Annotated in this window: 20 protein-coding genes; 12 read left to right on the forward strand and 8 right to left on the reverse strand. The window is 61.3% G+C overall.

The window, feature by feature from the left end; all coding sequences use genetic code 11:
- The first annotated feature begins 46 nt into the window (after window positions 1-46).
- The 5 genes from FFM53_RS03180 to FFM53_RS03200 all read left to right on the forward strand — a co-directional run bounded on the left by FFM53_RS03180 (window position 47) and on the right by FFM53_RS03200 (window position 5,569).
- Window positions 47-871 (forward strand): ABC transporter permease, encoded by an 825-nt coding sequence (locus FFM53_RS03180; RefSeq protein ID WP_138390842.1) that lies wholly within the window; start codon window positions 47-49, stop codon window positions 869-871.
- Complete coding sequence (locus FFM53_RS03185; protein ID WP_138390843.1) at window positions 868-1,659, forward strand: ABC transporter permease; 792 nt, start codon at window positions 868-870, stop codon at window positions 1,657-1,659. Before FFM53_RS03180 ends, FFM53_RS03185 begins: the two co-directional genes overlap by 4 nt.
- 7 nt (window positions 1,660-1,666) lie before the next feature.
- On the forward strand, window positions 1,667-2,725 hold the full coding sequence (locus FFM53_RS03190; RefSeq protein ID WP_138390844.1) for an ABC transporter ATP-binding protein: 1,059 nt from the start codon (window positions 1,667-1,669) through the stop codon (window positions 2,723-2,725).
- A 17-nt stretch (window positions 2,726-2,742) separates the two neighbouring features.
- On the forward strand, window positions 2,743-4,140 hold the full coding sequence (locus tag FFM53_RS03195) for a dipeptidase (protein WP_138390845.1): 1,398 nt from the start codon (window positions 2,743-2,745) through the stop codon (window positions 4,138-4,140).
- A gap of 163 nt (window positions 4,141-4,303) precedes the next feature.
- Window positions 4,304-5,569, forward strand: a complete 1,266-nt coding sequence (locus tag FFM53_RS03200; RefSeq protein WP_138390846.1) for a glycerate kinase type-2 family protein — start codon at window positions 4,304-4,306, stop codon at window positions 5,567-5,569.
- Between the two features lie 20 nt (window positions 5,570-5,589).
- On the opposite strand, the gene FFM53_RS03205 is transcribed toward FFM53_RS03200, so the two are convergent.
- Window positions 5,590-6,546: an NAD-dependent epimerase/dehydratase family protein gene (locus tag FFM53_RS03205; protein ID WP_173883535.1), complete on the reverse strand. Its 957-nt coding sequence runs from the start codon at window positions 6,544-6,546 to the stop codon at window positions 5,590-5,592.
- 93 nt (window positions 6,547-6,639) lie between these two features.
- On the reverse strand, window positions 6,640-7,596 hold the full coding sequence (locus FFM53_RS03210) for a lytic transglycosylase domain-containing protein (protein WP_138390848.1): 957 nt from the start codon (window positions 7,594-7,596) through the stop codon (window positions 6,640-6,642).
- A gap of 220 nt (window positions 7,597-7,816) precedes the next feature.
- On the opposite strand from FFM53_RS03210, the gene FFM53_RS03215 reads away from it, so the two are divergent.
- Window positions 7,817-8,539: a glutathione binding-like protein gene (locus tag FFM53_RS03215; RefSeq protein ID WP_138390849.1), complete on the forward strand. Its 723-nt coding sequence runs from the start codon at window positions 7,817-7,819 to the stop codon at window positions 8,537-8,539.
- A 155-nt stretch (window positions 8,540-8,694) separates the two neighbouring features.
- Here FFM53_RS03215 and FFM53_RS03220 read toward each other — a convergent pair whose 3' ends face one another.
- The 6 genes from FFM53_RS03220 to FFM53_RS03245 all read right to left on the reverse strand — a co-directional run bounded on the left by FFM53_RS03220 (window position 8,695) and on the right by FFM53_RS03245 (window position 14,575).
- The gene (locus FFM53_RS03220) at window positions 8,695-9,354 is read right to left on the reverse strand and encodes a peroxiredoxin (protein WP_138329881.1); all 660 of its coding nucleotides are present in this window, start codon (window positions 9,352-9,354) and stop codon (window positions 8,695-8,697) included.
- Window positions 9,351-9,557, reverse strand: coding sequence for a hypothetical protein (locus FFM53_RS03225; protein ID WP_138329883.1), 207 nt, complete (start codon window positions 9,555-9,557; stop codon window positions 9,351-9,353). Before FFM53_RS03225 ends, FFM53_RS03220 begins: the two co-directional genes overlap by 4 nt.
- An 88-nt stretch (window positions 9,558-9,645) precedes the next feature.
- Window positions 9,646-10,644 carry a TRAP transporter substrate-binding protein gene (locus FFM53_RS03230; protein WP_138390850.1) on the reverse strand — a complete coding sequence of 333 codons (999 nt, stop codon included), beginning with the start codon at window positions 10,642-10,644 and terminating at the stop codon, window positions 9,646-9,648.
- Window positions 10,645-10,657: 13 nt separating this feature from the next.
- Window positions 10,658-12,490: a TRAP transporter large permease gene (locus FFM53_RS03235; RefSeq protein WP_138390851.1), complete on the reverse strand. Its 1,833-nt coding sequence runs from the start codon at window positions 12,488-12,490 to the stop codon at window positions 10,658-10,660.
- A 24-nt stretch (window positions 12,491-12,514) separates the two neighbouring features.
- Window positions 12,515-13,645 (reverse strand): LLM class flavin-dependent oxidoreductase, encoded by a 1,131-nt coding sequence (locus FFM53_RS03240; RefSeq protein WP_138390852.1) that lies wholly within the window; start codon window positions 13,643-13,645, stop codon window positions 12,515-12,517.
- 15 nt (window positions 13,646-13,660) lie between these two features.
- Window positions 13,661-14,575 carry an ABC transporter substrate-binding protein gene (locus FFM53_RS03245; RefSeq protein ID WP_138390853.1) on the reverse strand — a complete coding sequence of 305 codons (915 nt, stop codon included), beginning with the start codon at window positions 14,573-14,575 and terminating at the stop codon, window positions 13,661-13,663.
- 219 nt (window positions 14,576-14,794) lie between these two features.
- On the opposite strand from FFM53_RS03245, the gene FFM53_RS03250 reads away from it, so the two are divergent.
- From FFM53_RS03250 to nirB, 6 genes are all read left to right on the forward strand, one after another.
- Window positions 14,795-15,160 carry an ArsR/SmtB family transcription factor gene (locus tag FFM53_RS03250; RefSeq protein ID WP_027684949.1) on the forward strand — a complete coding sequence of 122 codons (366 nt, stop codon included), beginning with the start codon at window positions 14,795-14,797 and terminating at the stop codon, window positions 15,158-15,160.
- 7 nt (window positions 15,161-15,167) lie between these two features.
- On the forward strand, window positions 15,168-15,797 hold the full coding sequence (locus tag FFM53_RS03255; protein ID WP_138390854.1) for a glutathione S-transferase family protein: 630 nt from the start codon (window positions 15,168-15,170) through the stop codon (window positions 15,795-15,797).
- A gap of 135 nt (window positions 15,798-15,932) precedes the next feature.
- Entirely contained in the window at window positions 15,933-16,520 is a 588-nt protein-coding gene (locus FFM53_RS03260) for an ANTAR domain-containing response regulator (RefSeq protein ID WP_138329895.1), read from the forward strand.
- Between the two features lie 34 nt (window positions 16,521-16,554).
- Entirely contained in the window at window positions 16,555-17,835 is a 1,281-nt protein-coding gene (locus FFM53_RS03265; RefSeq protein WP_171598926.1) for a CmpA/NrtA family ABC transporter substrate-binding protein, read from the forward strand.
- A gap of 477 nt (window positions 17,836-18,312) precedes the next feature.
- A complete protein-coding gene (locus FFM53_RS03270; protein WP_138329896.1) occupies window positions 18,313-19,581 on the forward strand; it encodes an MFS transporter in 1,269 nt (422 codons plus the stop codon).
- Between the two features lie 17 nt (window positions 19,582-19,598).
- Window positions 19,599-22,049 carry a nitrite reductase large subunit NirB gene (gene nirB, locus FFM53_RS03275; protein ID WP_138329898.1) on the forward strand — a complete coding sequence of 817 codons (2,451 nt, stop codon included), beginning with the start codon at window positions 19,599-19,601 and terminating at the stop codon, window positions 22,047-22,049.
- The last annotated feature ends 4 nt before the right edge of the window (window positions 22,050-22,053 follow it).

Raw genomic sequence — 22,053 nt, forward strand, 5'->3', positions numbered from 1 at the left:
CCGAGATGCGGCGCTCCTGATATCAGGACATGCCACGAGTTTTGAGATGAAGCATTTTGCCAGATGGGGATTGACGATGCCGGCGACGATTGCCGTCGTTGTGCTTCTCGTCGTTCCCGTCGCCATCACCATCGCCGCGACGTTTGCGGAGCCGAAAGGCGTGTTTGCGCCCTATGTGACATTCTTCAGCAGCGGCTTTCGCCGCGCAGTTCTTTATCGGACGCTGGAGGTCGCCCTGGTCACGACCGCGATCTCCCTCACCGTGGGTTTCATCACCGCCTATGTGATCGCGCAGATGCCGGGTCGCGCAAAGAGCATCATGATCATCGCGGCGGTTTTTCCGCTGCTGACAGGTGTCGTCGTCCGATCCTTCGCATGGCTGATCATTCTCGGGAAGAACGGCATCCTGAACGCCATGCTGATCTCGACCGGCATTATCGGGGAGCCGCTTTCGATGCTCTACACCGAAGGCTCGGTGATCGTCGCCATGGTCTATCTCTTCGTTCCCCTGATGATCCTGACGCTGGTCGGGGTGCTTGAAGGCATCCCGCGCGATCTGATCGACGCCTCCGCCTCGCTCGGCGCGAAACCGCTGATGACATTCTTTCAGGTGATCCTGCCGCTCGCGACACCCGGCCTCATCGTCGGCGCGGTCCTGGTCTTCACCGGCAGCTTCACCTCCTATGCGACACCGCAACTGCTCGGCGGAGAAAAGCAGATGATGATGGGGACCTTCCTCTATCAGCGCGCCATGGTGACCTTCGATTGGGTCGGCGCATCGACGATCGCCGCCATCATGGTGGTGCTGACGCTCGGCGTCGTCCTCATCATGAGCCGCATCGCACGCCGGCTCAATCCGATGGCGGTGTGATGACCAGGCGCGTTCACCCGATCCTCGCCGCCTTCGCGGCCTGCGTTTTCTTCTTCCTGCTGGCGCCGCTCGTCATCATCATCGGTGCGGCTGTCAGCGACACGACCTATCTGACCTTCCCGCCGCAGGGCCTGACATTGCGGTGGTTCGTCAATATCTTCGAAATCGAGGCCTTCCGCACGACCGCGATCACCAGCCTGCAGGTCGCTTTTCTCGGCACGGCGCTGTCGCTGCTGATCGGCGTCCCGGCCGCCTATGCGATCAACCGCTACCGGGTGGAATTGCCGCGCTGGCTTTCCACCATCTTCGTGCTGCCGATCCTGGTGCCGGAGATCGTTTTCGGATTTTCGCTGATGAAATCCGTGACGATAGGCCTCGGGCTGCCGATCTTCATCAGCCTGCTGGTCGGCCATGCGCTGCTGATCCTGCCCTATTCAGTGCGTGTCGTCGGCGCCAGCCTGGCGGCCTTCGATTTTTCCGTTGAGGAGGCGGCGATCAGCCTGGGTTGCCCACCGCTGAAAACCTTCCTGACCGTGGTCCTGCCGAATATCCGCGCCGGGGTCATTGCCGCCTTCATCCTCGCCTTCATCACCTCGATCAACGATGTGTCGGTTTCGGTCTTCCTGACCGGGCCTGGCATCTCGACGCTGCCGATCCAGATCCTTGCGCATATGGAACAGTTCTTCGATCCGACGATCGCGTCGGTATCGGTGCTGCTGATGTTCGTGACAGTCGGCGTCATGGCCGTCGTCGAGGCCACGCTCGGCCTCACCTTCCTGACAAAGTAGAACGCTCTTGACCGTATCCCTCACCATCGATTCCATCTCCGCCCATTACGGCAGCACGCAGGTGCTCAAGGACCTGTCGATCTCGGTCATGGCCGGGGAGCTGGTCTCCCTGCTCGGCTCCAGCGGCTGCGGAAAGACGACGACATTGCGCCTCGTAGCCGGCTTTCTGCAGCCAAGCAGCGGCAGCATCAAGCTCGGCGAGCGCAACCTGACTGGCCTTCCCGCGCATGCGCGCGACATCGGCCTGGTCTTTCAGAACTACGCGCTTTTTCCTCATCTGAGCGTCCAGGATAATGTTGCCTTCGGCCTGAGGCAGCGTCGCATTCCCCAGCCGGAACGGGCGAAAAGAACGATGGCCATGCTGGACCGCGTCGGCCTTTCGGCCTTCGCCGACCGCCTGCCGTCGGCCCTGTCAGGCGGCCAGAAACAGCGCGTGGCTCTCGCCCGGGCGCTGGTCATCGAGCCGCCGCTTCTGATGTTCGACGAGCCGCTTTCCAACTTGGATGCAAAGCTCAGGATCGACATGCGCGTCGAAATCAGACAGCTCCAGCGCGCCAACGGCACCACGTCACTTTACGTCACCCATGACCAGGAGGAGGCATTCTCGATCTCCGACAGGGTGGCGATCATGAATGCCGGGCGCATCATGCAGCTCGACGCGCCGGAGGTGCTGTATCGCCAGCCGGCCAACGCTTTCGTCGCCCGCTTCGTCGGATTCGAGAACCTGATCCGCATGAAGGTGACCGCGCGCAACGGCGCGCTTGTGACCGCCGAAACAACGGGCGGAGCGCGGCTGCAGCTGTCCCAGGAAACATTCGGACCGATCAAGAACGACTTCGTCCTGGCCTGCCGTGCAGACGGTCTTGCCGTCAGCCGTGACGGTGATGGCATCGCGGCCGTGCTCGGCACGCGCACTTATCTCGGCCGGGCCTATCAGTATAAATGCACGACCGCCGCGGGAGAGATCACCGCCAATGGGGCGCTATCCGATCCACTGGAAACAGGGGCGTCCGCCGTGCTGACGCCTGTAGCAGAGCAATGCTGCATTCTCGATCCGGAAGATTGAAACGCTGAGGAGAGACGATGACTAGTGCCATGGACCAAGATATCGATGCCGTTCTTGCCCATGTGGACCAAAGCCTCGATGGTAGCCTGGCGCGGCTTTTCGAGCTGATCCGCATTCCGAGCGTCTCGACCGACCCGGCCTATCGCGATCACTGCCGGGCTGCTGCCGAATGGCTGAGCCGGGATCTGGCTGCCATCGGCTTCGAAGCATCGGTGCGCAAAACGACCGGCCATCCGATGGTCGTCGCCCATGAAAAGGCGGCGTCTGCACCGCATCTGTTGTTTTACGGCCATTACGATGTCCAGCCGGTCGATCCGCTGGCGCTGTGGACGAGCGATCCGTTCGAGCCGCGCATGGAAGCCTTGCCGAATGGTGATACCGCGATCGTGGCGCGCGGCGCGTCCGACGACAAGGGACAGTTGATGACCTTCGTCGAAGCCTGCCGCGCCTGGAAGAGCGCCACCGGGAAACTGCCGGTGCAGGTGAGTATGCTCTTCGAAGGCGAGGAAGAGGCCGGCAGCCCGAGCCTCGCGCCCTTTCTGGATGCCACGGCGGACGAGTTGAAGGCCGATGCGGTCTTCGTCTGCGACACGGATATGTGGGATCGCGAAACGCCTGCCGTCACGACGATGCTGCGCGGTATCTTCAGTACGGAAATCGAGGTCACCTGCGCCGATCAAGACCTGCATTCCGGCATGTTCGGCAATGCCGCGCGCAATCCGCTGCAAGTGCTGTCAGACGTTGTTTCGAGCCTGCGGCGAGCCGATGGCGGTGTCGCGGTCGAGGGTTTTTATGATGGCGTGAAAGAGCTCCCCGACGCCATCAAGGCGCTGTGGAAAAGACTGCCCTTCGACGAGGAGGCGTTTCTCGGTGATATCGGCCTGAGAGATCCGGCCGGCGAGGCAGGCCGTTCCGTCCTCGAACAGATCTGGGCGCGGCCGAGCTGCGAGATCAATGGCATGAGCGGCGGTTATACCGGCGAAGGCTTCAAGACGGTCATTCCGGCAAAGGCAAGCGCCAAGATTTCGTTTCGCCTGGTGGAAGGACAGGATCCCCAGGCAATCCGCGATGCCTTCCAACGGCACGTGCGCGCACGTATCCCCAAGGATTGTTCGGTGAGCTTCAGGGATTACGGGCTTTCGACGGCAACCGTCATGCCGATCGACAGTCCGTTTCTCACCAGGACGCTTCAGGCGCTTTCGACAGAATGGCAATGCGAAGCGGCCCTTGCCGGCACGGGAGGCTCGATCCCGATCATCGGCGAATTCAAACGCCGGCTCGGATGCGATGCTCTCCTGGTCGGCTTCGCCCGCTTCGACAACCGCGTCCATAGCCCGAACGAAAAATATGATCTCTCCAGCTTTCATAAAGGCATACGATCCTGGGTCCGGATCCTGGCGACCCTCGCCAACTGACGCTGTAGCACTTTGAATTGCTGCATAATTTATCCTTCCATCGATTCCGATTTAAGGAATTATGCCGTAGGCTATGGTGCGGCCAGCCCACCCTGGTGATCCTGCAGGCCTAGAATAACGGACAATCCCATCCCCATCGACACCGAGGCAGCAGAGACCACCGATGACGATAACCGCTCCCCGCGATTTCCTGAAAAGCCTGTTCGACGCATCAGTTCGCGCCGCCGATCCGCTGACCGGCATCAAGGCGCATCTGCCTGAAAGGCCCAAGGGAAGGACCGTGGTCATCGGCGCCGGCAAGGGCGCGGCGCAGATGGCGCGGGCGCTCGAAAGCGTCTGGGACGGACCGCTCGAAGGTGTGGTGGTCACCCGCTACGGCTATGGCTGCGAGACACGCGGCATCGAGATTATCGAGGCCGCCCATCCCGTGCCGGATGCGGCGGGGCTTGCCGCCGCAAAGCGGCTGATGGAGACGGTGAACGGGCTGACGGAAGACGATCTGGTGATCGCGCTGATCTGCGGCGGCGGCTCGGCGCTGCTGCCCGCCCCACCGGAGGGGCTGACCCTGGAAGACGAGATCGCGCTCAACGAAATGCTGCTTGCCTCGGGCGCGCCGATCTCGGCGATGAATGTGGTGCGAAAGCATCTCTCCACCATCAAGGGCGGAAGACTTGCGGCAGCGACCAAAGCGAGGGTCGTCAGTCTGATCGTCTCCGACATTCCCGGCGACAACCCGGCCCATGTCGCCTCCGGGCCGACGGTCCCTGATGGTTCGACGCGACACGATGCGCTCGACATCGTCAGGCAATACGGATTGCAGCTGCCGCAGGCAGCACTCGACCATCTGAACTCGCCGAGGGCCGACGCGCCGCGGCCGGACGATCCGGTCTTCTTAATGCACGCGCATCACATCATCGCCTCCGCCGGCGTCTCGCTGGAGGCCGCAGCGGCACTGGCAAAATCGCAGGGGATCGAGCCGGCCATTCTTTCGGATGCGATCGAGGGGGAATCGCGCGACGTGGCGCTGGTGCATGCGGCGATCGCCCGCGAGGTGTCGGGCCGGAACAGGCCGTTTCCGAAGCCGGTCGTCATCCTTTCCGGCGGCGAGACGACGGTGACGCTGAGAACCAGGGGTGGCAAGGGCGGACGCAACGGCGAATTCGCGCTCGCCATGGCGCTTGCGATCGACGGACAGGAGGGCATTCATGTCCTGGCAGCCGACACGGACGGGATCGACGGCTCGGAGGATAATGCCGGCGCCTTTGCTGATGGCGGCACGGTGAGACGCCTGCGTGCTGCCGGACTCGATCCGCGCCGGCTGCTCGACGGCAATAACAGCTATTCAGGCTTTGCGGCCACCGGCGATCTGTTCGAAACCGGCCCGACCGGAACCAATGTCAATGATTTCAGGGCGATCCTGATCAGTTAGGAAGTGGCGGAGATGGCGGATCAGGTCTTGATCCGCCCCTGCCCGACCAGCCAGCCGACCGATTCCTGCACCGCCTGCAGGGAGGTGTATCTCGGGGTGTATCCCAGCAGGCGTTTGGCTTTGGCGATCGAGCAATTCGGGCTGCGGGCGATATGTTCCCAGGTCGCCTTCGCATCTTCGGCCGTCTGACTTTCGGCCCAGGCGTCGAATGGGGCGAAGCTGAGCTTCGGCTCGTGCCCGAACCAGCGAGACATGGATTCGGCATAACCGCGAAGGGTCAATGCCTGCTCAGAGACCGCGTGGAAACTTTCGCCGATCGAGGCATTCCGGTTGGCAATCGCGCCCATGAACATCGCTGCCACATCATCGGCATGGACGTGATGAACGGTCTCCAAGCCGAAATGGGGCAGCGCCAGGGTCTCTCCGCGGGCAAGGGTCGAAAAGACCTGCAGGTTGAAATTGCCGGCCGGATTGAGCGGCGTCCAGCCGGGACCGACAATGTGCCCGGGATGGATGATGGTTGCCGGAAATCCGCGAAGCCTTGCCTGCTGCAGCAGATAGGTTTCGATCGCAGCCTTCTGCGTGCCATAGTCGCCGAAAGGAGACTTCGGCGCCTCTTCCAGCGTCGGCACGGCAGTGGGGTAGCCATGCGTCCAGATCGTGCCGGTATGCAGGAAGTGACCGACATGCCCCTGCAGCGCCGTCACCAGGTGCTCGGCACTTTCCAGCGTGAAGCTGATCATGTCGATGACGATATCGGCTTTCACTTCACGTACGGCCGGGCCGAACTCACCCGTCCGCTCCATGGCTGCCCGGTCCATCTGACGCTGATCGACGGAAGCCCAGGCGTGGTTTGCCGTATAGGGCTTCGCCGTGCCTCGGCTGATCGTGACGACGTCGTGACCTGCCTCCACCAGACGGGGAACGAGATAGGTTCCGACATGGCCCGTTGCTCCGACTACCAAAACCCGCATCATCGTTCCTCCCTTGGAATTTCCGTGTTGAATATGCTGCGCTCAGGTGATCCTGCAAGCAGACTTTTCGTGATCAAGTCGGCTCAACCAGGCCCGCTATCGATTCTTGAAAACAAGACAGGTGCCGCCGTGTTTGCGGATCTGGTTGCAGAGGTCGTTGGCTTCCAAGCGTGTCTGCCGGCCGATGCGGGCAGCATAACGCGGGCGAAAACCAAAGCTGCGGTCGCGCTGGCGCAGGATCAGCGGCTGCTCGGCATTCAAGGGTGTCGGCAGATCCTGCACGGCGTCGAGAAACATGCGCCGGGCCACCGCGACATTCGCATTCGCCGCAAGCTGGACGCCCCAGGGCGCCCATTCACCCTCCTGACGCCAGGGTGTGTCCTTCAATGTCCGCCGTTCGGCAAGCGCCACGCAGCCATCGAGAAACGGCTTGTCCTTGTCGAGCGGGGCGGCCGCATCTTCCGGGGGATTATCCTTCCATTCCTCGATCGTATGCGCGGTGATCGCCAGGACGTAACCGCGCGTCTCGTAAGGTAATCTCCCTGACGCTAGGTAAGATGAAAGTCCGTTTTCGCCGGCATTGTAGGCGGCGGCGGCAAGGCCGAGATTGCCGAAACGATTGCGCAATTCGTCGAGATACTGCGCCGATTTCCGCAGGGCTTCCAACACCTGGTAGCTGTCTTCAAGACCGCGCAGTTTCGCCGTTCCGGGCATGAATTGCGCAATCCCCTGCGCTCCCTTGAAGCTGACCGCATCGGGGCGAAAGGTGCTTTCCCGCCAGATGAGACGGGCGAAATAATCCGGCGGCAATTGATTGGCGCTGGCGAAATGCTCGATCGCGACGCAAAGGTCGCGGTTGAAACTATCTTTCCGGATGCAGAGCGTCTCACCCGATCCCGACGCCGAAGGACCTGAGTAGAGACATGCCGGCGCCCCAGTGCTTCCTTCCGGCTGGGCCATCATAGTGTCCGCTTGGGAAAACAGAAGACAGAGCGAAAGCATGGCCTTGGCCGATCTCATCGCAATGTCGGACTGACGTTTTCGGCGTGTCATCGGATCTCATGAGGTTTGAACTTCCATCACGACGCTGGATTCTAGATATCATCGATCGAGGCACGAAGCTTCCCCATTTCCATATCTGCACCTGAGTTGCTGGCACGGACTGGTCACAGGTTTCTAATTTCGCCATCGATTTTGGAACAAACATATTCGACCTGCCATGGTCGTCGCGTCATCCTGTTTACCAGGAAATCGAGCAAACGAGGATACGCAGATGATTGATCTCCACTACTGGCCGACGCCGAACGGCAAGAAGGTTTCGATCTTCCTGGAGGAAACCGGCACTCCCTATCGGCTGGTGCCGGTCAATATCGGGCGGGGCGACCAGTTCAGACCCGATTATCTAAAGCTCAACCCCAATCACCGCATGCCTGCCATTGTCGATCACGAGCCTGCCGATGGCGGCGGTCCCTTGAGCGTGTTCGAATCCGGCGCGATCCTCTTCTATCTCGCCGAGAAGACCGGCAAATTCTGGCCGCAGGATCTGCGTGGCAAATACGAGGTCACGCAATGGGTGATCTGGCAGATGGCGAACCAGGGGCCAAAACTCGGCGAAGCCGGTCATTTCCGCCGCCTCGGCGATCGCGAAGGCGATCAGTCCTATGCGGTGCGGCGCTTCACCGACGAAGCCAACCGCCTTTACGGCGTTCTCAACATGCGGCTTCGCGACCAGCGTTATCTCGCCGGTGACGAATTCACCATCGCCGACATCGTCAGCTATCCCTGGACCGTCAACTGGCAGGCCCAGGGTCAGGACATCAACGAATTCAAGCATTTCAAGCGATGGTTCGAGGAGCTCAGTGCACGGCCCGGCGTCCAGCGCGGCCTTGCGGTCGGCGCCGATCTCGGCACCGATAACAGCAAGCTCTCCGAAGAAGAGCAGGCACGCATCCGCAAGATCCTCTACAACCAGCGCGCCCTTCCCGTTCCGGATTGAGCCCAAGCAATTGCAGCAAAAGGGCGTAGCGGTTTTGCGTCCGGAATTGCCCAACAACAAGGCGCAACGGAGCGACATTCTTCCAGAATGCCTGCACAAAAAAGCCGCCGGGCCATATGGCCGCGGCGGTCTGGAGAATGGCTTGAAAGCAGTAATCAGGCCGTCGGCTGCTTGGTCTTCCTGAGATAGGGCAGAACCGTATCGAAGGAGCCGAAACGCGTGATCGCGTCTTCGTTGGAAACCGCGGCGGTGATGATGACATCCTCGCCCTGATTCCAGTTAGCCGGTGTGGCCACCTGGTGCTTGGCCGTCAGCTGGATGGAATCGATGGCGCGCAGGATCTCATTGAAATTGCGGCCTGTCGTCATCGGATAGGTCAGGATCAGCTTGATCTTCTTATCCGGACCGATGATGAAGACCGAACGCACCGTCGCATTGTCGGCAGGCGTGCGGCCTTCCGAGCTCTCGCCAGCGCCGGCCGGCAGCATGTCGTAGAGCTTGGCGACCTTGAGGTCCTTGTCACCGATCAGCGGATATTCGACGTCGAAGCCTGTGGCGGTCTTGATGTCGTTCTTCCACTTGGCATGGCTTTCGACCGGATCGACGGAGATGCCGATGATCTTGGCGCCACGCTTGGTAAACTCCCCTGCGAGGCCGGCCATGGCGCCAAGCTCAGTGGTGCAAACCGGCGTGAAATTCTTCGGATGCGAGAACAGGACGGCCCAGCCGCTGCCGATCCACTCATGGAAGCTGATCGGTCCCTGGGTGGTGTCGGCGGTAAAATCGGGGGCAATATCGTTGATACGTAAGCTCATGGTCGGCCCTCCAAAGCCTTGTGTTCAATGTTGTTTATCTCAAATCGAGGCCATGGGATCCGTCCGCCGGAAGCGGTCGCGAGATTGCGGTCAAAAGGATCGCACCGGCCGAAGGTAAAAACTTCCCATTCCAGGATTTTAAGTAATTCATATACCACGATCACCGAAGGCATGCTCTTTCGATTTCCGGCCTGCTCCGACATTATTTTTCCGGCAAGTGCGCGCGATGAAGAGACCGATGGCTTTCCATCGGTCCCGTCAAAAGCAGCAGGAGAACCGCCCGCCCCTCGCTCAGGCGGCCTGGACGGATTTGATCCTGTCGATGCCGCCGACAACAGGCGCGAAATCGTCCCACACCCCCTGGGCGCCCTTCTGCCATTCGTCGAAGGCTTCCGGCTTCAAGAGCTTTCCGCCGTGGCCGAGCGCCGTCTCGACGGATTTGGATTCGTCGTCGACGATCAGCTGGTTGAAATAGGCAGCGCCTTCGCTGGAAGCCTGCTGGAACACCGCCTTCTGCTCGTCGTTGAGGCCGGCCCAGAAGGTCGAGGTATAATAGATGACGCCGGATGCCCAGATGTGGCCGGTCTCGGTCATGTCGGGCACCACCTCATAGAGCTTGAAGCCGGCATAGGCCGATTTGGTCAGGTCCATCGCGTCGGCGACACCGGTTGCGAGCGCATTATAGGTCTCGGTGATCGGAATGCCGATCGGCGTCGTGCCGAATGCGCTCCAGAGCTTGGTGTGCAACGGGCTCTGGATGACGCGGATGCGCTTGCCCTTGAGCTGCTCCGGCCGCGTCACCGGTTCCTTGGTCAGGAGATGGCGGGCGCCGTAATTGATGAAATCGCCGACGACGAAATTCTGCGCCTGCAGTTTCTGCTTGAGATCGGCGCCGACATCGCCGGCGACGGTCCTGCGAACATGGTCGGCATCGCGGAAGAGGAAGGGCAGATCGAGGATCTGCAGTTCCGGCGCCCAGCCGGAGAGCGACGAGACCGTCGAGAGGCTCGCCTGGATGGAGCCGAGCCGCACGCCTTCGGCCACTTCCTTCTCGCCGCCGAGCGCACCATTCCTGACGATATTGAACTTGAACTGGCCGGGAAGCTTCGCTTCGACCAGTTCGCCGATCTTCACCCAGATCTTCGTTTCCGGCTTGTCGTCGCCGAGCAGCGAGGCGATCGTGATCGTCGTCGTGCGGGCGGCGGCCGTGCGGACGAAGGCGGGCGCTGCAAGCGCGGTTCCGGCGAGAGCGGCGGTCTTCAGAAAATTGCGTCGGTTGAAATTGTCCATGGGGTTGTCCTGTTTACGAGAAGATGATGGCCCAGGCGCAAAGGATTGCCAGCGAGACCAGGAGAGCGAGCAGATAGGGAACCACCGCCCGAAAGAGCTCTGAGGCGGGAATGCGCGTGACGCCACTGACGACGAAGATCAGCATGCCGAGCGGCGGCGTCAGTCCGTGGATCATCAGGTTGACGACGATGATCACGCCGAACTGAATGGGATCGATGCCGGCGGCGACCGCTGCCGGCAGCAGGATCGGGCCGAAAAGCAGGATAGCAGCGCCGATATCGAGAACGAGGCCGACGACCAGCAGGATGACGTTCGACAGCAGGATGACCGCAAGCGCGCTGCCGCCGAGCACTGTCGTCAGATGCGAGATCAACCCGGACACGTCGTCGACCGCCAGCAGGAAGGCAAAGGGGCCCGCTGTGCCGATGAGAAGGCCGATCGCCGCCGCTTCGACTGCTGCTTGGCGAAAGGCGGCATAGAACGAGAGAATGCCGAGGCGCGCACCGATGCCGAGTAGCAGTGTGTAAAAAGCAGCAAGAGCAGCGGCTTCCGTGGTGGTGACGATACCGATGCGGATGCCGACGACGACGATGACGCCGAGCCCGAGAGCCGGGATTGCCTGGACCGCTGACTGCCAGCGCTGTCTCGCATTTGCGCGCGGCAAAGGCACCTGCTCACGCACGGTCAGATGGATGGCGACCGCCAGGCATATGGCCATCAGGCCGCCGGCGAAGAAACCGCCGACGAGCAGCGAGCCGACGGAAAGATTGGTCGCCGTCGCAAGGATGAGAAATGCGATCGACGGCGGGATGACATTGTCGAGAACCGATGTCGAGGCGATGATCGCCGCCGCCTGCGCCGGCCGATAGCCGTGTTTGACCAGCTCGGGCTGGAAGGTCGAGGCGCCGAAGGCGGCGTTTGCGACCGACGAGCCGGAAGCGCCGGAAAACAGGACGCTGGTCAAAAGCGTCGTCTGCGCCAGCCCGGCCCGGCGATGGCCGACCATGGCGGCGGCGAAGCGCACGAGCTGGTTGGCGACTCCGGAGGCCGTCAGGAGGCCGCCGGCGAGCAGGAAGAAGGGAATGGCGAGCAGCAGGAATTTCGAGATGCCGGTGACGGTGGCGGAAACGATCGCCGGCTCCGGCAGGCTGCTGCCGAAGGCGATGACGACATAGGCCGCGGCAAGAAAGGCGTGCGGCAGTGGCGCAGCAAGCACGAGGCCGACCGCGGCGATCAGTCCGAGGAAGATGCTCGGCGGCCAGTCGAGATCGAGCGCGACATGCGGGATGCCGGCATAGAGCGCGACACCGACGGCAAGCGAGATCACAACCGGCACGATCTTGCCTTCGGCGATGCGCTGCAGAAGCAGCACGACGAGGATCAGCGCGCCGCCAGCGCCGAGGAAACCGAAGCGGATCCATTCCGGCACGCCGAGCGTCGGCGAGACGCCGCCGAGCATCGTCATGATCTCGCTGCCGCCGAAGCTCAGGATCAGCGCCGAAAGCACGGTGAAGACGTCGGCGCCGATCGGCGTGACCTTCTGCAGGCTTTCCGGCAGCATCTTGACGAAGACGTCGAGGCGCATGGCAAGCGCGCTGTTGAGGCTGAGGGGCGCGCCGAGCGCGATCAGACCAACATGCAGCCAGATGCCGAGATCCTCGGCGCCGATGAAGCCGGCGCTGAAGAAATAGCGCAGGCAGACTGTGACGAGCACCATCAAGAGCAGTACGGCCAGAACGACTGCCGCGGCAATGCCGAGAATCGCTTCGATCACCCGCAGCAGGCGCGCTGCCACCCCGCTATCTGGAGCGGCCTGTTCGATCGGATGAAATTCACTGGTGGCCACAAAACTTACCTTCTGGCGAGAGGATCAGGCGCTCTTGACGGTCGAAAGATCGCGATCGAAGAGCGTCGACCAGGTGTAGTTCCGCGCCTTCGAGACTTCCCTGCTGACATCGAGCCGCGGCAGCACCTTTTCGCCGAAACGATAGGCTTCCTCAAGCAGCGGCATGCCAGAAAGAATAAAAGTGTCGACGCCAGCCTTCTGATAGGCTTCGAGCGTGCGCAGAACCGTATCCGGCGAACCGACGATCGCCGTACCGGGACCGGGCCTCACCAGGCCGATGCCGGCCCAGAGGTTCGGCGCGACTTCGAGATCGCGAAGGTTCTCCGGCTTGAGGCCGCCGTGCAGCGCCGTCATGCGCTGCTGGCCGACGGAATCGCTTCTTGCAACGAAGCGCTGGTTGGCGCTGATCGCCGCATCATCCATGCGGTCATAGAGGTCGGCCGCCGCCTCCCAGGCTTTTTCGTCGGTGTCGCGAACGATGACATAGAGGCGGATGCCATATTCCAGTTCACGACCGTAATGGGCGGCACGCGCCTTCACCGCTTCGACCTTTTCGCCGATCTGGGCGGGCGTCTCGCCCCAGGAGAGATAGGTGTCCACATGTTTCGCCGCGACCTCAAGCGCCTTATCCGAGGAGCCACCGAACCAGAGCGGCGGTGGTGCGATGCTCTCGCCGACCGGCAAGGCGAGCTTGGCGCCGTCCGTCGAGAAATACTTGCCCTGATGGGTAACGCTCTCACCGGCAAAGAGCCGGTGCCAAAGCTGAAGATATTCCTCCGCCATGTCATAGCGCTCGTCATGCGGCAGCATCATGCCATAGGCGCCGAGCATCTTGGCGTCGCCGGAGACGACATTGATGAGCAGCCGGCCACGGGCGAATTCCTGAAAGGTGGCGGCCATCTTGGCAAGCAGTGTCGGCGCGACGAGGCCGGGATGGACGGCGACGAGGAAACGCAGTCGCTCGGTGTGAGCAAGCAGCGCACTCGCCAGCACCCAGACGTCGTGGGCGCCGGTCGCAAACAGCGCGCCGGTGTAGCCCAGATGGTCATAGGCCTGGGCAAGCTGCTTGTAGTAACCGTAATCGACCTGACGTGAGCCTTCCGGCTGCCAGGGATAGGCGCCGTCGGGCGCGCACATGTACCAGAAAACGTTCATCGCCTGATTCCTTCGTTATCTCGTCGTTTCCGGGCGTTTCAGCACGATGGGGTTGGTGAAATGGCCGTGGCGCAGCAACGTGTCGGCCTCTTCCTGTTGTTCGGCAATGATCTCTTCGTCGATCGGGAACACCGTGAAGTCGCGCGAGCGCACCACCTTTTCCCAGGCATCGATATCCGTTCCGTCGCGGTCGCCAGATCCGCCGCGGTCGTCAGGTCCGCCGCGGTCGTCAGGTCCGCCGCGGTCGTCAGGTCCGCCGCGGTCGCCCGATGCAAGAAGTCTGGCGGCGGTGCGTGGATCAGCGGCGATCCCGTTACCGATCCGGCTGAGTTCGGAGACGATCGCCCGGATCTCCGTTGCCGAAAGGCCGTTCCGCTCCAATGTCCAGAACAAAGAACGGTTGGGAATGGCCGCGCCGCAGCGGACGATCGGCTTGACGTCGTCGCGCTCCAGTGCCTTTTCGAGACGCGGCGACATGGCGACCCAGGCATCGACGCGCCCTTCGAGCAGATCGGCGAGCGAATCGCGCGCTCCGCTTTCGACCCGCTCGACATCCGGCAGGCTCATCCCCTCACCTTCGAGGCTGCGGGCCAGGAGATAGGTGTGAAACGAACCGTCGATCAGCGAGATCCGGCGGTCTTTCAGCTCAGCGACGGAGCCGATCGGACTGTCGCTCCTGACGAAAATGGCGCCATTGGCCGGGCGCGGCGCGGAGGCGGCGACATATTCGACGCCGAGGCCGCGTATGTCCGCCTCAAGCGGCGGCGTCGAGCCGGTGCCGCCGAGATCGATGTCGCCATTTTCCAGCAGCGCCGCCGTATCGCGGCCTTCTGCATAGGAGACGAATATTGGCTGCAGATCCGCGAAGGCGCCGGGCCAGAGGCGCGCGAGACGCAGATGCAGATTGTTGGGATGAACACCAATTTTCATTCTGTGCGACCGATGACGTGGCTCATGGCAATCAATTTACTTTTTTATAAATTGATTGCGAGGAAGCGATTGTCGTCAGCGGGAGAAAATCGCCTTTGAAATCCCATAAAATCGATAGGCAATGAAATCTTTTACCAGATCGAGCGAAGTGAGCGCGCCGGAGTTGAAAATTCGGCGCCGTCACTTTACTTTTTTATAGAACCTTCAAGGACGATACCGTTGACGAAGCCCGTTTCCTCAAGAGTCTGCCGCGATGTCGGCGCAGCAAGCGAATTGCTGAAGCTGATCGCCAACGCCAACCGCCTGGCGATCGTCTGCTACCTCATGGAGACGGAAGCCTCGGTCTCTGGGATGGAGGACGAGCTCGGTATCCGCCAGCCGACGCTTTCCCAGCAATTGAGCGAGCTTCGCGAGGCGGGCGTGATCGAAGGACGCCGCGACGGCAAAGCGATCGTCTATCGCGTCATTGACCCGCGTGTCGAGACGATCGTGCAAACTCTGCGGGACATGTTCTCTGGCCTCGACGATGTCACCGGGCGCTTCGGAATGACGAAGCTGCCGGTCGACGAAATGATGTTCGATTGAACCCCCGATGATCGACCTCTATACTTGGATCACGCCGAACGGGCTTAAAGTGTCCATCGCGCTCGAGGAGTTCGGCCTCTCCTACCGCCCCCACACGATCGATATTACCAAGGGAGATCAATTCCGGCAGGATTATCTCGCCATCAATCCGGGCGGCAAGATTCCGGCTATCGTCGATCACGAGACCGGGATCACGCTTGCCGAATCCGGCGCCATCCTGCTCTACCTCGCCGAAAAGACCGGCCGCTTCCTGCCCCGGCAGGGTGCCGCCCGGCATCACACGATCGAATGGCTGATGTGGCAGATGGGCGGCTTCGGGCCGACACTCGGCAACGCCCATTATTTCCTGACTTACAATGCAGGCGAAGCGCCGTTCGCAGAGGATCTCTTTCGCAGGGACACTCGCCGCCTCTATGAGACGTTGAACGCGCGGCTCGCAGACCGCGACTATCTCGTCGACGACTATTCCATCGCCGACATGGCGGTCTGGCCCTGGGTTTCCCGTTTTAAACGCCACGAGATCGACCTGAATGCATTTGCGAACGTCAAACGATGGTATCTCAGGCTTGCGGCACGGCCACAGCTCAAGCGCGGCTATGACGTTCCCCTTTTCACATCCGAAATACCGCAGCCCTGAAGACCTTGCCGCGACGCTGTATATTGATCCCGCTCGAAATTTCGGCAATTTGATTAGTTTTTACGCATACTTATTCTTGCACATTTTTCAGGCGGAGCCTTGCTAAATTTGCTGCACTGCGTCATGAATAGAGCAATGACGCATCTCGATCTGACAATTCTGGTGATCGACGAAAATGCCATTCGCGCCTCCATCATCGAAGAAGGCCTGCGCGAGGCAGGGCATACGCGCGTCACCGTCGTGCATGAGGTCAATGGCATCGCGCGAATCATCGAAACGCTGATGCCCGATGTGATCATCATCGATATCGAAAATCCCAACCGCGACATGATGGAGCACCTGTTCCAGTTGACGCGTACGGTCAGCCGCCCGATCGCCATGTTCGTCGATCGGTCCGACACGGCCTCGATCGAGGCAGCTGTCGATGCCGGCGTCTCGGCCTATATCGTCGACGGCTTGAAGAAGGAACGCGTCAAACCAATCCTCGACATGGCCGTCAGCCGCTTCAATGCCTTCAGCCGGCTGCGGCGGGAGCTTGCCGATGCCCGCTCCGCGCTGGAGGAACGCAAGCTCATCGAGCGCGCCAAAGGCATATTGATGAAGATGCGCGGCCTGTCGGAGGAAGAGGCTTTCGCCCTGCTGCGCCAGACAGCGATGAACGAAAAGAAGAAGATGTCGGAAATCGCCCAGAGCGTCGTCACTGCCGCGGGGCTGTTGATGTAATGGCCGACCTGATGAATTTCCGGAGGAAACCGGAGTGGATATGATGACGAAGATCGCCAATTCTGGCGGCGAGCTGCCCTCGCCCGTGCGCGTGAACACCGAAGGACCGAAAGTGCTGCGGGCCGGCTTCATTCCGCTCGTCGATGCATCGGTGCTGATTGCGGCGGCGGAATTCGGCTTCGCGCGGAAGGAAGGGTTGACGCTCGAGCTGGTCAAGGACGTCTCCTGGGCGAATGTGCGCGACCGCCTGGCATTCCGTCAGTTCGATATCGCCCACATGCTGTCGCCGATGCCCGTTGCCTCCATGCTTGGTCTCGGCTCCAATCCCTCGCCGACGATCACGCCGTTTTCGCTGGGGCGCGGCGGCAACGCGATCACTCTGTCGACGCGGCTCTTCGACAGGATGCGGGATGACGCAGGATTGCCGGAAACGGCAAGCGCGCTCGACAATGCCTATGCACTGGCAAAAACATTGGCGGCGATGAAGGCCCGCGGCGAGCCGCTGCCAACCTTCGGCGTCACCTACCCCTTCTCCTCGCACAATTACGAATTCCGCTACTGGCTAGCGGCCGGAGGCATCGATCCCGACAAGGATGTCAAGCTCGTCGTCGTGCCGCCGTCCATGACTTCGGATGCGCTGGCAGCCGGTGCGATCGACGGCTTCTGCGTCGGCGCGCCGTGGAACATGGTCGCTTCGGAGCGCGGCGTCGGCCGCATCGTCGCCGCCAAACAGGATATCTGGCCGTCGGCACCGGAAAAGGTGATCGGCATGCGGCCGGACTGGGCGGAAAGCCATCCGGAAACCGTATCCCGGCTGATCGTGGCCCTCGACGCGGCAGCCCAGTGGTGCGATCGGCCGGAAAATCACGACGCGCTGGCGGCAGCTCTTGCCGACCCGCGCTATATCGCCGCCCCCGTCGAGATCATTCGCCGCGTGCTCGCCGGCGAATTCAGCCTCGACGCAAAGGGCAACCGCCGCATCATCGCCGATTATTTCATGTTCCATTCCGGCTTCGCCAATTATCCCCGGCCAAGCCATGCTCTTTGGATCTACAGCCAGATGATCCGCTGGGGACAGGCCGAGATCAGTCTTAACATGGCAAGGGCCGCAGCATCCGCTTACCGCCCGGATCTCTATCGCACGGCTCTCGGTGACCCCAACGCGCCTGAAGATGCCGATATCCGCATCGAAGGCAGTGACGAGGGCGACCGTTTCATGGACGGCCACGTCTTCGACCCGGCGAGGCTGCCGGACTATGTCGCAGGTTTTGCAGTCAAAAGCGCCCTCGCCTTCGTTTGCGACGACGAGGTTTAACCGATGCCGGCCTGCACAAAACGCCAGCAAGTATCTGCCCGCCTCACGACAAGCGCACAAAATATTTGCATGAGCGGGTGGCCGCCCGAAAAACAAGCAGGCGACGCGTTTCGAAAAATATTATTTGTATTCAGTGGCTTGAACAAAGATTACAAAACTGGCACGCAGTTTGCATCATCTTTATTGCACCGGTCAATGGCGATCAGCGCAGAGTGAGTGATAGACGCTCGCGGAAGATACAGAGACTGCTCTTCAGATTGAAGAGGTAGGTTTTAGCTTGAGCAATCCGGCCAACGGATTGCTTCCAGGCAAGTGGGCCAGAAGGCTCAAGAATTCGGCGTCCAACGGCGGGCGCCACCAGCAAAGCCGCTGATCAGGATATTTTGCGCGCCTCGGGTATGCGCGTCCTGGCCAGCGGCTTTTTGTTTTAACCCTCAGCGATGGATCGGCACGACCTTGTCGGGCCTCGGAGAAGTTATGTCTGTCATCGAGAAATCACAGTCCATGTCCGCCGGCGAACCAGCCAAGGCATTGTGGATCTCCACTGTAGCCTTCACCCTCTGTTTTGCCGTGTGGACGATCTTCGCGATCATCGGCATTCGCATCAAGCAGGATCTCGGCCTGAACGAGGCCGAGTTCGGATTGCTGGTCGGCACCCCCGTGCTCACCGGTTCGCTGGTGCGCATCGTTCTTGGCATCTGGACGGGGCGTTACGGCGGCCGTCTCGTTTACACGCTCACCATGCTGGCCGCCGCATTGGCGACCTTTCTGCTCTCCTACGCCCAGACCTATACGCAGATGCTGATCGCCGGCCTCGGCGTCGGCCTCGCTGGCGGCTCCTTTGCAGTCGGTGTCGCCTATGTCTCGCCTTTCTTCCCGGCGGAGAAGCAGGGAACCGCGCTCGGCATCTTCGGTGCCGGCAATGTCGGCGCGGCCGTGACCAAGTTCGCCGCTCCCTTCGTGCTGCTTGCATGGGGCTGGCAGGCGGTTGCGGAGATCTGGGCCGTCTGTCTGGCGCTGATGGCAATCGTCTTCTGGTTCACCACGACCGATGATCCGGCCTTTCGTCTGCGCCGCGAACGCCGCGCTGCCTCCAAGAGTTTCGCGCAGGAATTCGCGCCGCTGCAGAACGTTCAGGTCTGGCGCTTCTCGCTCTACTATTTCTTCGCCTTCGGAGGCTTCGTCGCCCTGTCGCTGTGGCTGCCGCGTTATCTGGTCGGCGTCTACGGCTTCAACCTGGAAACCGCCGGCATGGTCGCGGCCGCCTATTCCATCCCGGGCAGCATCTTCCGTGCCTTCGGCGGCGTGCTTTCGGATAAAAAGGGCGCGCGTAGCGTGATGTATACGATGCTTGCCGTGTCGGCCGTCGCCACTCTCATCCTTTCGCTGCCGGCTGTTTCTGCGTCCGGGACGGGTCCGGCGTTCGGCATCACCCCTGTCATCTTCATCGTCGTCATCTTCGTGCTCGGCTTCTTCATGAGCCTCGGCAAAGCCGCCGTCTACAAGCACATTCCGGCCTACTACCCCGAAAACGTCGGCGCAGTCGGCGGCGTCGTCGGGATGATGGGCGGCCTTGGCGGCTTCATCCTTCCGATTGCCTTTGGCCTCCTCAAAGACATGACCGGCCTTTGGTCCAGCTGTTTCCTGCTGCTCTTCGCGATCGTCGTAATCTCTCTCATCTGGATGCACCTGTCCGTAAAGCAACTGTCGCGCCAAGGGCATTCGGCGCCCATGGCTGCAACCTGATCTAAGGACCTGGAAATATGACCGAAAAACTCGTCATCATCGGCAATGGCATGGCGCCCGGGCGCATGCTGGAGCACCTCTTCGAGCAGGCGCCGGGACGCTATGAAGTTACGATCTTCAATGCCGAGCCGCGCGTCAATTACGACCGCATCATGCTGTCGCCGGTTCTCTCCGGAGAAAAGGACTACGAGCAGATCATCATTCACGGTGACGGCTGGTATATCAAGCACGGCATCATGCTCTACAAGGGCCACAAGATCGTCAACATCGATCGTGCCGCCAAGACCGTCACCTCCGACCACGGCGTCACCGAAAGCTACGACAAGCTGGTGATCGCAACCGGTTCCGTGCCTTTCATCATCCCTGTTCCCGGCAAGGATCTGCCCGGCGTCATCACCTATCGCGATCTCGACGACGTGCAGGCGATGCTGCTTGCCGCTCAGTCGCGCGAAAAGGCTGTCGTCATCGGCGGCGGCCTGCTTGGCCTGGAAGCGGCGGCCGGCCTTGCCCAGCGCGGCATGGACGTCACCGTCCTGCACGTCATGCCGACGCTGATGGAGCGCCAACTCGACCCCGCCGCCGGTTATCTGCTGCAGAAGGCGGTCGAAGAACGCGGCATCAAGGTCATCTGCAAGGCCAATACCAAGGCGATCGTCGGCAACGGCAAGGTCGAGGGCATAGAGCTTGACGACGGCCGCATCATCCCGGCAACGCTGGTCGTCATGGCCGTCGGCATTCGTCCCAGTGTCGGCCTGGCGAAGGACGCCGGCCTTGCGGTCAATCGCGGCATCGTCGTCGATGCCGGCATGCAGACCTCGGACGGCAATATTCTCGCGCTCGGCGAATGCGCCGAGGTGGGCGGCATGGTCTATGGCCTCGTTGCGCCGCTCTATGAAATGGCCCGTATCGCCGCCGCGCATCTCTCCGGCGATCGTTCGCCCGCCTTCGTTCACGCGGATACGCCGACCAAGCTCAAGGTCACCGGCATCGAGCTTTATTCACTCGGCGACTTCGCCGATGGCGACGACCGCGAGGAGATCGTGCTGCGCGATGCCAGCGCCGGCGTCTACAAGCGCCTGGTGCTCAAGGACAATAAGATCATCGGCACCGTGCTTTACGGCGAAACCGCCGATGGCGCCTGGTTCAATGACCTGAAGAAGAAGGCAACCGATATTTCGGAGATGCGCGAGACGCTGATCTTCGGACAAGCCTATCAGGGAGGGTCGCCGCTGGACCCTATGGCGGCCGTTGCAGCCTTGCCGGATGACGCGGAGATTTGTGGCTGCAACGGCGTATGCAAGGGCAAGATCACTTCGACGATTTCAGGCAAAGGGCTGACGTCGCTCGACGACGTACGCGCCCACACGAAGGCATCCGCCTCGTGCGGTTCCTGCACCGGCCTCGTCGAACAACTCATGGCGCTGACGCTCGGCGACAGCTACAATCCGACTGCGGTCCAGCCGATGTGCACCTGCACCGAATTCGGCCATGACGACGTTCGCCGGCTGATCAAGGCCAAGGGGCTGAAAAGCATCCCTGCCGTCATGCAGGAGCTCGAGTGGAAGACTTCGTGCGGCTGCGCCAAATGTCGGCCGGCGCTCAACTATTACCTGGTCAGCGACTGGCCGGACGAATATGCCGACGACTACCAGTCGCGTTTCATCAATGAGCGCGTGCATGCCAACATCCAGAAGGACGGCACCTATTCCGTCGTTCCGCGTATGTGGGGCGGTGTCACCAATTCGAACGAGCTGCGCGCCATCGCCGATGTCGTCGACAAGTTCGAGATCCCGATGGTGAAGGTCACCGGCGGCCAGCGCATCGACCTGCTCGGCATCGAGAAGGAAGACCTGCCCGCCGTCTGGGCCGATCTTGGCAAGGCCGGTTTCGTCTCCGGCCAGGCTTATGCCAAGGGCTTGCGCACGGTGAAGACCTGCGTCGGCTCTGACTGGTGTCGCTTCGGCACCCAGGATTCCACCGGTCTCGGCATCCGCATCGAAAAGTTCATGTGGGGCTCCTGGACGCCGGCCAAGCTGAAATTGGCCGTGTCCGGCTGCCCGCGCAACTGCGCGGAAGCAACCTGCAAGGACATCGGCGTGATCTGCGTGGATTCCGGTTTCGAAATCCATTTCGCCGGTGCGGCCGGTCTCGACATCAAGGGCACGGAGGTCCTCGGGCTTGTCCGGACCGAGGACGAGGCGCTGGAGTATATCGTGGCCCTGACGCAGATGTACCGTGAGCAGGCCCGTTACCTCGAGCGCATCTACAAATGGGCAAAGCGCGTCGGCCTGGAGGAAATCCGCCGCCAGATCATGGGTGATGCCGAAAAGCGCAAAGCCTATTACGAGCGCTTCGTCTTCAGCCAAAAATTTGCTCAGGTCGACCCCTGGTCGGAGCGTGTTTCCGGCAAGGACAAGCATGAGTTCAAGCCGATGGCGACGATCGGCTATCCACAGGCTGCTGAGTAAGGAG

The organism is Rhizobium indicum (assembly GCF_005862305.2).
GTDB classification, from domain to species: Bacteria; Pseudomonadota; Alphaproteobacteria; order Rhizobiales; family Rhizobiaceae; genus Rhizobium; species Rhizobium indicum.